We start from the raw sequence: 14,076 nt of genomic DNA, 5'->3' as shown, positions 1-14,076 counted from the left end.
GGGCTTCATCGACATCACGTCGATCCGCCTCTGGCTCCGCCATTTGTCAACATGACCTAAGATGAACGACGACTCTGTTGCTGCGTTGCTCCGTATGAATTCAAGATCGGGTCACGGTCAACATGGCACAACGACACCCTCATGAGCAACATCTTGTAGAGGGCAGTGCCGATTGGGCTGCTCGTTGTGGCGTGGGTGGTTGAAGGGGACAACGCTGCAGGCCGACGCACAGTCCATGGGCGAATGACGAGTGCCTTGTTCGCAGGCTGCCGTCATCACAGTGAGGCGACGCAGAGCAGCGATGAGCCGTAAGCGATGGGGTGGACGCCGTCGAAGGTCTGAAGGCGGTACGGTCCGCATCGCGGAAGTTGATGCGTGAGACGACCGTGCCGGCTGGCTGTAGCAAAAGTTCGAGTTCTGTTCCATTTCAGCGAACGCCACTGGTGTCGATGTGCCCAGCTGCGACGTAGAAAAAGTCTCGCAAATCCAGATATTTGCAACAAATTCACCAAATCCGCGCAGTCATGAGGTCCGGAGAATATCGGCCATGAGAGACCTCTACCGGACCTCCTGGCACCGACGCCGCTGAACAGCCCCATACGCATAACCCTCGAAAACAACGGAAAAATCTGGCCACAGCCGGATCGGGAGAACGCTTTCGCGGGGGAAAGTGGCGGAGTGGATGGGCCTGATATCCAACCTTCTCTGGAAGACCTGCCTTCTGACAGGTCGCCGTTCTCCTGGGCGATCCAGCTTCCCTGCAGGCCTACCAGTAGAGCCCAAGGCGATGGAACCGAGGCGGTGTCCCTCCCAGCGGTACCCTTGCGGTCGGGTAGCCGACAAGGGCGGGGATCGGAGTCGTGCGACCCGTGACCAGGTCCCGGAGGCGGCGGATTCGGCTTTCGGTCGGGGGATGCGTCCTGAGCAACGAGGGCTCCGGAATGCGGCGGCCGGGCAGAAGGATCTCCTCCCAGAACCGACCGACCCGGCGTTCGAGCTTGACGAGCGCGCGCACGAGCCCCTCCGGATCGCCGGTCAGCTCTGCGGCGGCGCGGTCGGCGTCGTACTCGCGCGTCCGCGAAAGGCCGAGTTGGACCAGCGCCATGAGGGTGGGCGCGAAGACAAGGAGAATCACGACATGCCAAGGCACATGGACCATGCCTGCCAGGACCAGAGGCAGGTTGAGGAGTAGAAGCAACTGTCCGAGCCAGCTTGCCAGCGAGACGAGGCGCGACATCATGTCGGCGAGGCTCATGATCCACAGGTCGCGGTTGGCGATATGCCCGATCTCATGCGCCAGAACCCCGGCGAGTTCTCGGCCGTCGAGCAGGTTGAGCAGCCCGTCGGTGACGCAGATGGCGCTGTCCTCGGGGCTGCCCAGGGCGAAGGCGTTCGGCAGCCGGCTCGGCACGCGATAAAGCGCCGGCGCGCGCTGCAGCCCGGCCCTGCGGGCGAGTTCGGCCAGGGCCGCGACGAGACCGGGGGCATCACGACCGGTGAGCCGCTGCGCCTGATAGGCCGAGAGGAGCAGCCGGCGTGGCAGCGCGGGCGCAAACAGGAGACCCCCGACCATCGCGAGCGCCATGAGGAGACCGGTCTCGGGTCCGACGATCGCTGTCACCGCGATCCAGGCGATCGCGGCCATGAGCCCGAGCAGCAGCGCCGATTGCACGAAATTGAGCAGGCGGTGGCTGGCGGAGGCCGCGGTCATCGCGTCTCGTGGCCTCCGAGTTCGCGCCGGTCCTGATCGCGCACTAGCCAGTGGACAGCGCCGAGCGCGAGCGCCGCGCCCGCGAGTGCGGCAATCTTGGATGATTCCGTCTCGCCGAGGTCCAGGATGATGAATTTGCGCGCGATGGCGAGGAGCGCGATCAGCACGATCGTGCGGACCTGGAGGATCCCGAAGCTGCGTTCGGTCGCAACAAGAAGGGAGCGCTTGAACTCGAGCGCGATCACCACGGTGAAGATCATGCCGAACACCACCTGGAAGGTGGCGTAATCGAGAGTGTCGAATGCCCCGAGAACCAAGCGGTTCACGACTTCGCGCATCAGCGCCCAGACCGACGCCACGACGATCGCCGCAATGATGACGCTGAGGACGAAGATGACACCTTGCTCGAACTTCTCGTAGAGCGTCATCGCCGACCATTGTTCACGGGTCAGCCCGGATCGTTGCAAGTCTTTCATGATTGCCCCTCGAAAGCCGCCCCGGAGAGACAAGCTCCCCGGGGCTTCGCCAGACGGTGCGATATCGCACGGAGCGGAGGGGACGCCGCAAACCGGCGACACCCAATGTGGCAAATCAGCCGTTCTTGACCTCGATGCGCTTGACCTTCGCCTGCGCCTCGGGAGTCTGGGGCAGCTTGATCGTCAGAACCCCGTTCTTGAAGGATGCTTGCGCCTTTTCGCCATCCACACCGGGGGGGAGCGGAATTGTCCGGTAGATCGCGCCGTAGCTGCGCTCGGAGAGATAGTATCCCTTCTTCTCCTCCTGGCGCTCGATCTTCTTCTCCCCCTTCACAGTCAACATGTCATCGTTGACCGTCACCTCGATGTCCTTCATCTCCATGCCCGGCAGCTCGATCGACACTTCGATCGCCTTGTCGGTCTCGACCATGTCGGATTTGGCTTCGCCGCTGCCCCAGGGCCATTCGAACTGACCGACCCGGTTCCAGAAGTTCTCGAACACATGGTTCATTTCGCGCTGGAGCGTCGCCATCGGGTTGTCTTCGCTGCTCTTGGCGTCTGGCGCGCCGTCCTTGCGCGCCCAGGGGATCAGGTCCTTGATCTGCATGATGGTGTCTCCTTCGGTTTTCAGGCGCCCTTGACGGCGATCCTTTTTGGCTGCGCTTCAGGGGCTCGGGGGAGCGTCAGGGTGAGGACGCCTCCGCGCATCTCGGCCTCGATCCTGTCGGGGTCGAAATCCTCGGAAAGCGTGAAGGCCCTCTCGAAATCACCCTCGCCATATTCGGCATAGGCAAGTTCCAGGTTTTCTGGCCGCATCGGCTCAACCTTGCCGCGGATCGTCAGCACGCGGTTTTCGAGTGTGATTTCGACCGCATCGGCGGCGACCCCAGGCATTTCGAGCATCATGGAGACACCCTGATCGGTCTCGACAATATCAGTCAGCGGGCGGTAGATGCGGCCGCCGCCGGCGGTCTCGGGCGCGTCGGTCGGCGTCTTTTCGGTGGCTTGCGTGATGTCGGTGCTCATCGTTCCAGCTCCTCTCAGGCTGCCTTGATCTCGATTTTCTTTGGCTTTTCTGCCTCGGGCCGGGAGATGACGATCCGCAATACGCCGTTCGTCATCCTCGCCTCGACCTTGTCATCCGAGGCCGCGAATGGCAGGCGGATAGAGCGGGAAAACTTGCCATAACCGCGTTCGTTGCGGTGCCAGCGCGCACCTTCGGGAACCTCGGGCGCCTTGCGTTCGCCCGACAGCGTCAGGACGTTGTCCTTGACCGCGATCTCGATATCGCCCGGCTCAATGCCAGGGAGTTCGGTAGTAACGGCGACGGCTTCCGCACCCTGCCAGACATTCACCGCCGGGAACGCCGCGCGGGCCGGGGGCCAGAAGCCGCGGTCGAGATCGCGCATCATGGAGCGCATCAGCGCAATGGGATCGCTGCGGCGCAGATATGTCGGATAGAGCATTGCTGGCCTCCTGTTGCTGATCGATGCCCCCGAACCGGCGGCATGGTCCGACCGGGCAACGGTGCCGGCCGGATGTGGGTTCGGAGACCGCCCATCAAGATAGGCGGATCCATCTATTATGCAAGCATATACGATGCTTGCATTGCACTTTGGGTGGACCGCAGTCTATCCTGTTTCTCATGCAGACGGAGGAAAGATACCCTTGATCACTTCTGATCTTGCCCTGATCGGGACGACGATCCACCGGATCGCGCAGCTCATCCAGCAGCGGATCGACAACGAGATTGGCGACAGCGGCCTGACCCGCCTGTCCTGGATGGGGGCGGCACATGTCGAGGATTCGCCCGGGCTGACCATCGGCGATCTGGCCGGGCGGCTGGAGGTGGGCCGGGCCACTGCGGGCCAGCTCGTCGATCGCATGGTCCGGGGCGGCTGGGTCGAGCGGTCGCCCTCGCTCGACGACAGGCGGTCGCAGATCGTCACCGCAACGTCGAAGGCCCGGGCGATGCTGGAGGAACTCGCGCCGCGGCAATCGGCGCTCGAACATGAAATCCTGCAGGATCTGTCGGCAGACGAAAGGCGCATCCTGCTGGCGCTGCTCGAGCGGATCAGGGCGCGGCTCGGGCGCCAGTGAAAGGGACAAGCGGCATGGAAAGGAAGACCGAATATAACATCTGGTACTGGGTGGTGGCTTTCATAGCCGTGCTTTTCATCCAGAACCTGATCGCCGGCTGGCAATCCGTCGCACCGATCAGCTACAGCCAGTTCGAGAGCTATCTCGAGGATGGCAGGGTCGCGTCCGTCGCGGTCGGCGCGGACACCATCACCGGCACCTTCACCGACCCCGTCGACGGCAAGAGCCAGTTCGTCACCACGGTCGTGGATCCCGCGATCCTGCAGCGGATCGACCGCTCCGGCGTCGAGATCACGGGCGTTCCTCAGAACACCTTTCTCGGCACGCTGATTTCCTGGGTGGCGCCAGCGCTTGTCTTCTTCGGAATCTGGATGCTGCTGTTCCGTAAGTTCGCCGACAAACAGGGTTTCGGCGGGTTCATGCAGGTCGGCCGCAGCAAGGCCAAAGTTTACATGGAAAAGGAAACCGGCGTCAGTTTCGCTGACGTGGCCGGCGTGGACGAGGCCAAGGCCGAGTTGGAGGAGGTCGTGGAGTTCCTCAAGAACCCGGCCGAATACGGAAAGCTGGGCGCACATATCCCCAAAGGCATATTGCTCGTTGGGCCGCCGGGCACCGGCAAGACGCTTCTCGCGCGCGCGGTGGCGGGTGAGGCGGGCGTGACCTTCTTTTCGATCTCGGGATCAGAGTTCGTCGAGATGTTCGTGGGCGTCGGTGCCGCACGGGTGCGCGACCTCTTCGAGCAGGCCCGGAAATCCGCCCCGGCGATCATCTTCATCGACGAACTCGACGCTCTTGGGAGGGCGCGCTCCTCCGGCCAGATCGCCGGTGGCCATGATGAGCGTGAGCAGACGCTGAACCAGCTTCTGACCGAGCTCGACGGCTTCGACCCTTCAGTGGGCATCGTGCTCCTGGCCGCCACCAACCGACCCGAGATTCTCGACCCCGCGCTGCTGCGTGCGGGACGCTTCGACCGTCAGGTGCTGGTGGACCGGCCCGACAAGAAGGGACGCGTGCAGATTCTTGGCGTTCACATGAAAAAGGTGAAGCTCGCCCCAGACGTCGATGCCGAGAAGGTCGCAGCGCTTACTCCCGGCTTTTCCGGCGCGGATCTTGCCAATCTCGTCAACGAGGCAGCATTGCTCGCCACGCGCCGCAAGGCTGATGCGGTGACGATGGACGACTTCAACAATGCGGTGGAACGCATCATCGCCGGGTTGGAAAAGAAGAACCGCGTGCTCAATCCGCGCGAACGCGAGATCGTGGCGCACCACGAGATGGGGCACGCGCTTGTGGCGATGGCTTTGCCGGGGGTGGACCCGGTGCACAAGGTCTCGATCATACCGCGCGGGATTGGCGCGCTCGGCTACACCATCCAGCGCCCGACCGAGGACCGCTTCCTGATGACGCGGGAGGAACTCGAGAACAAGATCGCAGTCCTGCTTGGCGGGCGCGCAGCAGAGAAGATCATCTACGATCATGTCTCGACCGGGGCGGCGGACGATCTGGTCAAGGCGACCGACATCGCTCGCGCCATGGTCGCGCGGTACGGGATGGACGAAGACCTCGGGCATGTCAGCTACGACACCGATCGGCCCGGCTTTCTTGGCACCGGCGACCAGTCGTCCTGGCTGAATCGCCGCTACAGCGACGCCACTGCTGAGCGGATGGACGCGAAGGTGCGCGACATCGTGGATGGCGTGTTCAAGCGCACCCTCACCCTTCTTGAATCCAATCTGGATCTTCTCGAGCAATCGGCGCAGGATCTCCTGCAACGAGAGACACTGGACGAGCCCGATCTTGTGGCAATTGGGTCCAAGGTGAAAAGAACGGAAGCGGTCGCTGCGTGACACTGTCACTGGCGCAGATGATCGGCGGACAACCCTGACTGGATAAAGAAACGGAGAAGACGAATGGCAAACGGAGCTTGCGATATTTGCGGTCGCCCGGCGACGGCGCGCGTGCGCGCCTCGGTGAACGGCCGGGTTCAGAACATGGAGCTGTGCGACCAGCATTACAGCGAAATGGCGCGCCGGTCGGGTCGCAGCGCCTCGCCGCTGGAGTCCCTGTTCGGACGGCGTTCCCTTCTTGACGAATTCTTCGGCGAGAGCGGTTTCGGCAGCCTTTTTGGGGACAGTCCGCTGCGAGGCGGCGCGCTCGGCTCCATGGGTAATGGCGATGACGCTGTCGTCGACGCCACTTTCGGCGAGGGCGCGCCGCGGCGTGGATCGCGGCGCGGCGGCGGACGCACCATCGCCGACCGGCTGAGCGAACAGGGAAACAAGCTGCTGCAGGATGCCGCGCAGAAGGCCGGGGAATTCGGGCGCAGCGAGGTCGATACCGAACATCTGCTTCTGGCATTGACCTCGTCTGACGTCGTCAAGACGATCCTGGAACAGTTCAAGGTCGATGTGGACGATCTGCGGCGCCAGATCGACAAGGAAGCGAAGCGTGGAGACGCCAAGACGGAAGGCGAAATTGGCGTCAGTCCTCGCCTTAAGGACGCGCTGAACCGGGCCTTCATCGCCTCGAACGAGCTCGGCCATTCCTATGTCGGTCCCGAGCACCTTCTGATCGGCCTTGCCGAGGAAGGTGAAGGCCTGGCCGCGTCGATGCTGCGCAAATACGGATTGACGCCGCAGGCGCTTCGCCAGCAGGTGACCAAGGTCGTGGGCAAGGGAGCCGAGGAAGGCCGCGTGGCGGCGCCTTCCAGCACGCCCGATCTCGACCAGTTCAGCCGTGACCTGACGAAGCTCGCCCGCGAGGGCAAGCTCGATCCCGTCATCGGCCGCGCCCGCGAGATCGAGACGACGATCGAAGTGCTGGCCCGCCGGAAAAAGAACAACCCGGTGCTAATCGGCGAGCCCGGCGTGGGCAAGACCGCCATCGTCGAGGGACTTGCACAACGGATCGTCGCGGGCGAAGTGCCCGAGGCGCTGCGCGACAAGCGGCTGGTCGAGCTCAACATCAACTCGATGGTGGCCGGGTCGAAGTATCGCGGCGAGTTCGAGGAGCGAGTCCAGAAGATCCTCAAGGAGATCACCGAGGAGAAGGACAGCCTGGTCCTGTTCATCGACGAGATCCACACCATCGTCGGCGCTGGCCAGGGCGGTGGCGAAGGTGGTCTCGACATCGCCAACACCTTCAAGCCGGCGCTGGCGCGGGGCGAGCTGAACCTGATCGGCGCAACGACGCTCAACGAGTACCAGAAATACATCGAGAAGGACGCGGCGCTCGAGCGACGGTTCCAGCCGGTTTATGTCGAGGAACCCACGATAGCTCAGGTCATCATGATCCTGCGCGGCCTGCGCGACACGCTGGAGGCGCACCACAAGGTGACGATCACCGACGAGGCCATCGTCGCGGCGGCCGAGCTTTCTGATCGCTACATCACTGGCCGTTTCATGCCCGACAAGGCGATCGACCTGATCGATCAGGCAGCCGCACGGGTGAAGATCAGCGCCACGGCGCGCCCCGTGGACGTCCAGGAACTGGAGGCCGAAGCCGCGCAGATCAGGCGCGAGCAGGACTATGCCGCAGCCCGCAAGCAATTCGACCGGGCAGCAGAACTGAAGAAGGAGCTGGAGCAGAAGCAGAAGGAGCTGGACGAGCTTCTGGAAATCTGGAAGCGCGACCAGGCTTCGGCGACCGCCGAGGTGCGCGCCGATCACGTCGCGCAGATCGTCTCCAAGATCACCGGCGTTCCGGTCACGGAGCTGACCACCGAGGAGAAGGACAAGCTCCTCAAGCTCGAGGAGAAGCTGCACGAGCGCGTCATTGGCCAGGAAGAGGCGATCCGCGCCGTGGCCGATGCGGTGCGCCTGGCGCGTGCGGGTCTGCGCGAAGGTTCCGGTCCGACTGCGACCTTCCTGTTTCTCGGACCAACCGGGGTTGGCAAGACGGAACTGGCCAAGACGCTCGCCGAGGTGATCTTCGGCGACCAGGATGCGATGATCCGTATCGACATGTCGGAGTATGGCGAGCGCCACTCGGTTGCCCGGTTGGTTGGCGCACCTCCGGGCTACGTCGGATACGACGAAGGCGGTCAACTGACGGAGAAGGTGCGCCGTCGGCCCTACTCGGTCGTGCTCCTCGACGAGATCGAAAAGGCGCATCCGGATGTCTACAACATCCTGCTTCAGGTGTTCGACGACGGCCGCCTGACAGATGGCAAGGGCCGCGTGGTGGACTTCACTAACACCATCATCATCGCCACCTCGAACCTCGGTTCGGACATCATCCAGCGCAACCTCAAGAAACGCGGCACCAAGGAGTTCGACGAGGCAAAGCAGAAGTCCGAACTGATGGAGGTGTTGCGCGGTCATTTCCGGCCAGAGTTCATCAACCGGATCGACGAGATCATCGTCTTCCATTCGCTGAATCAGTCGGAGATCCGCCAGATCGTCGAGTTGCAGCTCAACCGGGTGAAGCGGACCGCCCTTACCCAGGGCGTCGAACTCGAACTCGATGTGAGCGTCGTGGATCACTTCGGCGCGGTCGGCTTCCGTCCCGAATTCGGTGCCCGCGAGCTGCGCCGGCTGATCCGGTCGGAGCTGGAGACCGAGTTGGCTCGCGAACTGCTCTCGGGGCGGATCGAGGATGGCGACAAGGTCCGCGTCGCCTGGTCAGCGGACGAACAGAAGGTCGTGTTCGAAAAGATCGCAAGGGACACCGGTGACGACAGCCCGGACGATCCGGCCCAGGCCGGGATCGGCGAGTCCAGCGCAGTTGCCGAAAACAAGGCGGACGCTCCGACGCCCGATGTCCCAGTCGACGCCAATGACAAGGAGCAGTCCAAGGGCGATAAGTCTACCGGATGACGTCGTGAAGGACTGGCCGGCGCGATGACGGTCGCGCCGGCTCATTTCGTCAAAAAGCGACAAGCAAGGTCATACGGCATGGAAGTCATCAGAGCATTTCGCAATCTCGACCGGCACGGCCAACAGCGCGCGCCTGAGGTCATCGAGGAAGAGGTGCGGCAACTTGAACCGCATCTTGTACGCTTCCGCGAGGATCTCGTCCGGCTCGAAGTCGTCGCCTCCCAGACGAGCGGCAAGACGCGCATCCAGGTCAGCCTGCGCCTGCAACTGCCCTCGGGCGTGATCGCGGCACAGGAAGAGGGGTTCGTGATCGAGCCTGTCCTGCGCAAGGCCTTTGCCGACCTGCGCCAGCGGGTTGACCGGCATGTGGCGCGCCTCAAGCACGAGTCTGAATACAAACGTCCCGCCCGCCGGCGCCGGATCGGCGCCCCGCTGCCGTCCGCGCGGGATGCGGCGGAAGCGGACCGGCGCCAACTCTTCTTCGACCTGATCGAGGATCATCTCGATACGGTCTACGATACCGTCAGGCGCGAGTTGACCTATCTCGAGTGTAGCGGGTCTGTGCCGGCTGGCTACCTGAGCGTTGGCGATATCGTCGATGCGACGATCCTCAACGGGCTCAACCGCTTCGAGCGGCGGCCGACCGAATTCTCCGTCCGGGACTGGCTGACGCAGCTGGCCTTCGAGACCGTCGAGGCCGAGGCGCAGGCTGCGCGCCGCGCGGTGCCCGAGGATGCCGCCTCGATCTACGAAGCGCCCGAGGCGCCTGGCGGAGAGCCTACCGAGGCTGATGAGGAGATGTTCGAGTTCTACCAGCCCGACGACGTGCTGCTGCTCGAGGAACTCGTCGCCGACGAAGGTGGGGACGACCCCGAAGCGGCGGTCGCGAAACGGCAGGAGGCGCTGGCCTTTCACCGGGCGATCGCCGGTCTGCCGGCACTTTGGCGCCGGGTTCTGTTTCTTGTCGATCTGAACGAGACCCCGCTTGAAACAGCCTCCTCCGTTCTCGGCATTCCCGAAGACGACGTGACCCGGATCGTCCAGTCGGCGCGCGATTATCTTCGCGATAAACTGCGTGACTCAGGTCAGTCTTCCGATACCGCTCATGCGCTTTTTGAGAGTGCTCATCAGAGAAGGTTGCGAATTCCACAGCCCCTGCGGGATCGCGCTCGGCTGGAACGCGCTTTTCTGGGGGACAACCGAGGGGAAGCACCATGATGCGCGGACACAATCGTCCACCCTTTCCGCCGACGATACCCGGGACCACCATGAGGTCTTGGGACGTTCCGACCGCGATCATTTACCGGCCGGCTCGTTCCGCGATGACGTCGGCGCCGCGGCCCAACTACTGGATACTGGAATTCGAGCCGTCTCGGCCCCTGCAGCTTGAGCCGCTGATGGGATATACCTCCAGCAACGATCCCTACCGTTCGATCCGGCTGAAATTTCCCGACCGCGAAAGCGCCGTGGAATTCGCGGAGCGGCAGGACTGGCGCTATTTCGTGCGTGAGGACGTGGCTCACCGCCATGCGCCTGACCGCTGGCGGGGAGAGGAGCGGCATCGCCTCTACAAGGGAGCCGACGCCCCGAACGCCTTTCGCATACCGTCCCGCCTGGATCGGGGTCGCACGGACCATCGACTTCGGCGCGCAGTCGATCAGGAAGGCTCGGTGGACCTGTCGTCGCAAGAACAGGCGGAATTCGATCCAGTTATCGAAGCCAGTCTTGAATCCTTCCCGGCCTCCGATCCCCCAGCCTGGACGGGCGTGACGATCGCCGGGAAAAAATAATGAACGCAATGGCCAGCGCGAGCGAGGATCTGCCGATTGTTTCCCTACCTTGACAGCGTCGCGCGCCGCTACCCGCCCGTCATCGTATGGGCGGTCATCGGCATGAACGTCCTCGCGTTCCTCTATCAGATCAGCCTGCCTCCGCGCGTGCTGGACCGGTTCCTGTTCGAGTTCGCGCTGGTGCCCTCGCGCTTCTTCGGGCAACTGAGCCTCGTCGCCCCGTCCGACTGGACCCCGTTCCTGACCAACATCTTCCTGCACGGGGGCTGGCTGCACCTCATCTTGAACATGTGGACGCTCTGGATCTTCGGCCCCGCCGTCGAAGATCGGCTCGGACCGGGTAGATTCACGCTGTTCTATCTGTTCTGTGGTGTGGCGGCCGGACTGGCTCACGCGCTGGCGAACCCCCACTCAGTCGTTCCCGCGCTTGGCGCATCGGGGGCCATCGCGGGCGTGATCGGTTGCTACGCACGCATGTTTCCGGCGGCTCGGCTGGTGGTGATCGTGCCGATTCTGTTCATTCCCCTCTTCTTCGAAGTGCGCGCGGTCATTTTCGCGATGATCTGGTTCTTCATGCAGGTCGTTCCCGGTTTCCTATCGCTCGGCAGCGATACGGCCACGGGCGGGGTTGCCTGGTGGGCGCATATCGGCGGGTTTCTCGCCGGTTGGCTTGTAACGCCACTCCTGCGAAGGCGCGCCGACGTCTATCGCCACTATTATCGCGACGAGGGCATCTATGGCTTTCTGCCGGATGGCCGACGGGAAGGAGGACAGGGTCCATGGACATAATGCAGCTTTTCTGGCTGTTCTTCATCATTTCGGCGCTGCAGCCGGTTCTGCAGCGCAGATATCTTGAGGCGATGCGCACACGCAAGATCGCCAACATCGAGAAGAAGCGTGCCAGTCGCGTCATCCTGCTGATCCATCGGCAGGAGACGATGAACCTGCTGGGATTTCCCTTGATGCGCTACATCGACGTCAATGATTCGGAGGAAGTCCTGCGCGCGATCCAGATGACCGACGATGAAGTGCCACTCGACATCGTGCTGCATACACCGGGCGGCCTTGTGCTGGCGGCGACCCAGATCGCTCGGGCCATTAAGGGCCACAAGGGCAAGGTCACCGTGTTCGTGCCGCATTACGCGATGTCGGGCGGCACGCTGATCGCCCTCGCCGCCGACGAAATCGTGATGTGCGAGCATTCCGTGCTGGGACCCGTCGATCCGCAACTTGGCCAGTTGCCGGCCGCCTCGCTCCTCAAAGTCGTCGAGGAGAAACCCATCGCCGAGATCGACGACCAGACTCTCATCATGGCCGACGTCGGTCGCAAGGCCATTGCGCAGATCGAGGCGTTCGCGAAGCGTCTTTTGTCCGACAAGATGGACGAGGACCGCGCGGCGGCGCTGGCGGCAAAGCTGGCGACAGGCACCTGGACCCACGACTATCCCATCTCTGCCGATGAGGCCCGCGACATGGGCCTGCCCGTTGGAACGGACATGCCCAAGGAAATACTGGAGCTGATGACGCTCTATCCGCAGCCGGTTCGGCGCCAGGGCGGTGGCGTGGAATACCTGCCCGAGCCGCGGCAGCGAGAGGCCCGCCGCGCCATATCCACGCGCTGAACGCTTGCGTCATTCGGCCGACGAGCCCGGCTCGTCAACGAAAGGATACAGGATGCCCACGGTCGCTTGCCTGCAGTGCAATTCCACCAACAGGGTGCCGCAAGAGCGCCTGAGCGACAACCCCAATTGCGGACGCTGCGGCGCGCCTCTCTTTCAAGGCATGCCCGTCATGCTCACCGCGGCTAATTTTGACCGCCATGCGAATGCCGAACTGCCAATGCTGGTCGATTTCTGGGCCGAGTGGTGCGGGCCATGCAAGATGATGGCGCCCCAGTTCGAGGCGGCGGCGCGCTCGCTCGAACCCCATGTCCGCCTGGGCAAGCTCGACACCGAGGCCGAACAGCAGATTGCCGGCCGCTACGGGATCCGCGGCATTCCCACCATGATCCTGTTCAGGAGCGGCAAGGAAATCGCGAGGACGAGCGGTGCAATGCCTGCCGCGCAGATAGCGCAGTGGGCGCGCTCGCACGTCTAGAGGTTACAGGTAGCGGCCTTCCCTGCGCCATGCCATCAGGAGAAGAACATGCATGGCGTGACCGGATTTGTCGAGAGTGCGGCCTTGTTGGTCTTTGCCGCGTTCGTGCTCGTGACGATATGTTCACGGATTGGCGTGCCCAGCATTGTCGGTTACATTCTTGCCGGTATAGTCATTGGACCCGCCGGCCTCGGCCTGATTGCCGAAAACGCTGCCCTTAGCAGCATTGGCGAGATCGGAGTGGTGCTGCTGCTGTTCGCGCTTGGCCTGGAATTCTCGTTCGAGAAGCTCGTAAGGCTCAGGATGCATGTCTTCGGTCTTGGAGCCGTGCAGGTTGCAGTCACGACGATAACGGTGTCGTTGATAGCGAGTCTGATCTTCGATCTCGCGCCCGTCCCCGCAATCCTCATCGGCGGGGCCGTTGCCATGTCATCCACGGCCATGTGCCTCAAGGTGCTCGCAAGCGCGAACGCTCTGGGATCGGCCCAAGGACGCCTGGCCATTGCGGTGCTTCTGTTTCAAGACTTGGCAGCTGTCGCATTCCTGCTTCTGCACGATTCGATGAGTGGAGCCGCCGAAGGGTATGGCGTGATAACGGTCGTTGCCAGTGCAACGGCATTGGTTGCAGCTCTGTTCATTGCCCGTGGCCCGTTGCAGTTGCTGGCCCGTTGGGTAGCGTCGCGTGGCGATCCGGAACTTGCCCAGCTTCTCGCGCTCACCATTGCACTAGGGCGTGTTGACAAAAGGGATTCACCGGGCGCGGTGATCGTGATTCAAGCTGGTATCTGCAATGGAGACCAGCGTGGCACGAAACCTGATGTCGAACGACGAGTGGGCGTTCTTTGAACGCTTCATCCTGGCTGTCCGTTCTCCGAACGGCCGCAAGCCCACGAACCATCGGCTTGTTCTGGATGGGATTTTCTGGATCGCCCGAACGGGGTCGCCCTGGCGCGACCTGCCGGAAGAGTTCGGCAAATGGTCGTCTGTCTATCGGCAGTTCCGGCGCTGGACGTTGGCGGGGCTGTGGGAACAGATCCTGGAGGCGCTGAACGAGAGCCGGATCGTGCCGGATGCGCTGCAGATGA

At 63.0% G+C, this 14,076-nt stretch carries 15 protein-coding genes; 10 read left to right on the top strand and 5 right to left on the bottom strand.

Annotated features, from left to right (window positions below; translation table 11 throughout):
- Positions 1-766 precede the first annotated feature (766 nt).
- The 5 genes from M511_RS18140 to M511_RS18120 all read right to left on the bottom strand — a co-directional run bounded on the left by M511_RS18140 (position 767) and on the right by M511_RS18120 (position 3,653).
- The gene (locus M511_RS18140; protein WP_024845979.1) at positions 767-1,711 is read right to left on the bottom strand and encodes a zinc metalloprotease HtpX; all 945 of its coding nucleotides are present in this window, start codon (positions 1,709-1,711) and stop codon (positions 767-769) included.
- Positions 1,708-2,187 (bottom strand): phosphate-starvation-inducible PsiE family protein, encoded by a 480-nt coding sequence (locus tag M511_RS18135; protein ID WP_024845978.1) that lies wholly within the window; start codon positions 2,185-2,187, stop codon positions 1,708-1,710. Before M511_RS18135 ends, M511_RS18140 begins: the two co-directional genes overlap by 4 nt.
- 115 nt (positions 2,188-2,302) lie before the next feature.
- Positions 2,303-2,794 (bottom strand): Hsp20/alpha crystallin family protein, encoded by a 492-nt coding sequence (locus M511_RS18130; protein ID WP_024845977.1) that lies wholly within the window; start codon positions 2,792-2,794, stop codon positions 2,303-2,305.
- A 20-nt stretch (positions 2,795-2,814) separates the two neighbouring features.
- Positions 2,815-3,213 (bottom strand): Hsp20/alpha crystallin family protein, encoded by a 399-nt coding sequence (locus M511_RS18125; RefSeq protein WP_024845976.1) that lies wholly within the window; start codon positions 3,211-3,213, stop codon positions 2,815-2,817.
- 14 nt (positions 3,214-3,227) lie between these two features.
- Positions 3,228-3,653, bottom strand: coding sequence for an Hsp20/alpha crystallin family protein (locus tag M511_RS18120; protein ID WP_024845975.1), 426 nt, complete (start codon positions 3,651-3,653; stop codon positions 3,228-3,230).
- A 202-nt stretch (positions 3,654-3,855) separates the two neighbouring features.
- Between M511_RS18120 and M511_RS18115 the strand changes: the two genes are divergently transcribed.
- From M511_RS18115 to M511_RS18070, 10 genes are all read left to right on the top strand, one after another.
- Positions 3,856-4,287: a MarR family winged helix-turn-helix transcriptional regulator gene (locus tag M511_RS18115; protein WP_085503098.1), complete on the top strand. Its 432-nt coding sequence runs from the start codon at positions 3,856-3,858 to the stop codon at positions 4,285-4,287.
- A gap of 14 nt (positions 4,288-4,301) precedes the next feature.
- Complete coding sequence (gene ftsH / locus M511_RS18110) at positions 4,302-6,134, top strand: ATP-dependent zinc metalloprotease FtsH (protein ID WP_024845973.1); 1,833 nt, start codon at positions 4,302-4,304, stop codon at positions 6,132-6,134.
- 63 nt (positions 6,135-6,197) lie between these two features.
- Positions 6,198-9,104 carry an ATP-dependent Clp protease ATP-binding subunit gene (locus tag M511_RS18105; protein ID WP_024845972.1) on the top strand — a complete coding sequence of 969 codons (2,907 nt, stop codon included), beginning with the start codon at positions 6,198-6,200 and terminating at the stop codon, positions 9,102-9,104.
- Between the two features lie 78 nt (positions 9,105-9,182).
- The gene (locus tag M511_RS18100; protein ID WP_024845971.1) at positions 9,183-10,322 is read left to right on the top strand and encodes an RNA polymerase sigma factor; all 1,140 of its coding nucleotides are present in this window, start codon (positions 9,183-9,185) and stop codon (positions 10,320-10,322) included.
- Positions 10,319-10,894 carry an NADH dehydrogenase ubiquinone Fe-S protein 4 gene (locus M511_RS18095; RefSeq protein WP_028710927.1) on the top strand — a complete coding sequence of 192 codons (576 nt, stop codon included), beginning with the start codon at positions 10,319-10,321 and terminating at the stop codon, positions 10,892-10,894. The genes M511_RS18100 and M511_RS18095 overlap by 4 nt, the downstream gene beginning before the upstream one ends.
- A 36-nt stretch (positions 10,895-10,930) precedes the next feature.
- A complete protein-coding gene (locus M511_RS18090) occupies positions 10,931-11,683 on the top strand; it encodes a rhomboid family intramembrane serine protease (protein ID WP_024845969.1) in 753 nt (250 codons plus the stop codon).
- Positions 11,674-12,516 carry an SDH family Clp fold serine proteinase gene (locus M511_RS18085; RefSeq protein ID WP_024845968.1) on the top strand — a complete coding sequence of 281 codons (843 nt, stop codon included), beginning with the start codon at positions 11,674-11,676 and terminating at the stop codon, positions 12,514-12,516. Before M511_RS18090 ends, M511_RS18085 begins: the two co-directional genes overlap by 10 nt.
- A 52-nt stretch (positions 12,517-12,568) precedes the next feature.
- Positions 12,569-12,991 carry a thioredoxin TrxC gene (gene trxC, locus M511_RS18080; protein ID WP_024845967.1) on the top strand — a complete coding sequence of 141 codons (423 nt, stop codon included), beginning with the start codon at positions 12,569-12,571 and terminating at the stop codon, positions 12,989-12,991.
- Between the two features lie 48 nt (positions 12,992-13,039).
- Positions 13,040-13,837 (top strand): cation:proton antiporter domain-containing protein, encoded by a 798-nt coding sequence (locus tag M511_RS18075; RefSeq protein WP_024845966.1) that lies wholly within the window; start codon positions 13,040-13,042, stop codon positions 13,835-13,837.
- The coding region (locus M511_RS18070) for a transposase (RefSeq protein WP_139824636.1) at positions 13,782-14,076 on the top strand (295 nt) is incomplete at its 3' end. The genes M511_RS18075 and M511_RS18070, both read left to right, overlap by 56 nt.

This window comes from Paracoccus sp. J56, from assembly GCF_019633685.1.
GTDB lineage: Bacteria > Pseudomonadota > Alphaproteobacteria > Rhodobacterales > Rhodobacteraceae > Paracoccus > Paracoccus kondratievae.
This window is presented reverse-complemented; position numbering and strand designations above follow the sequence as displayed.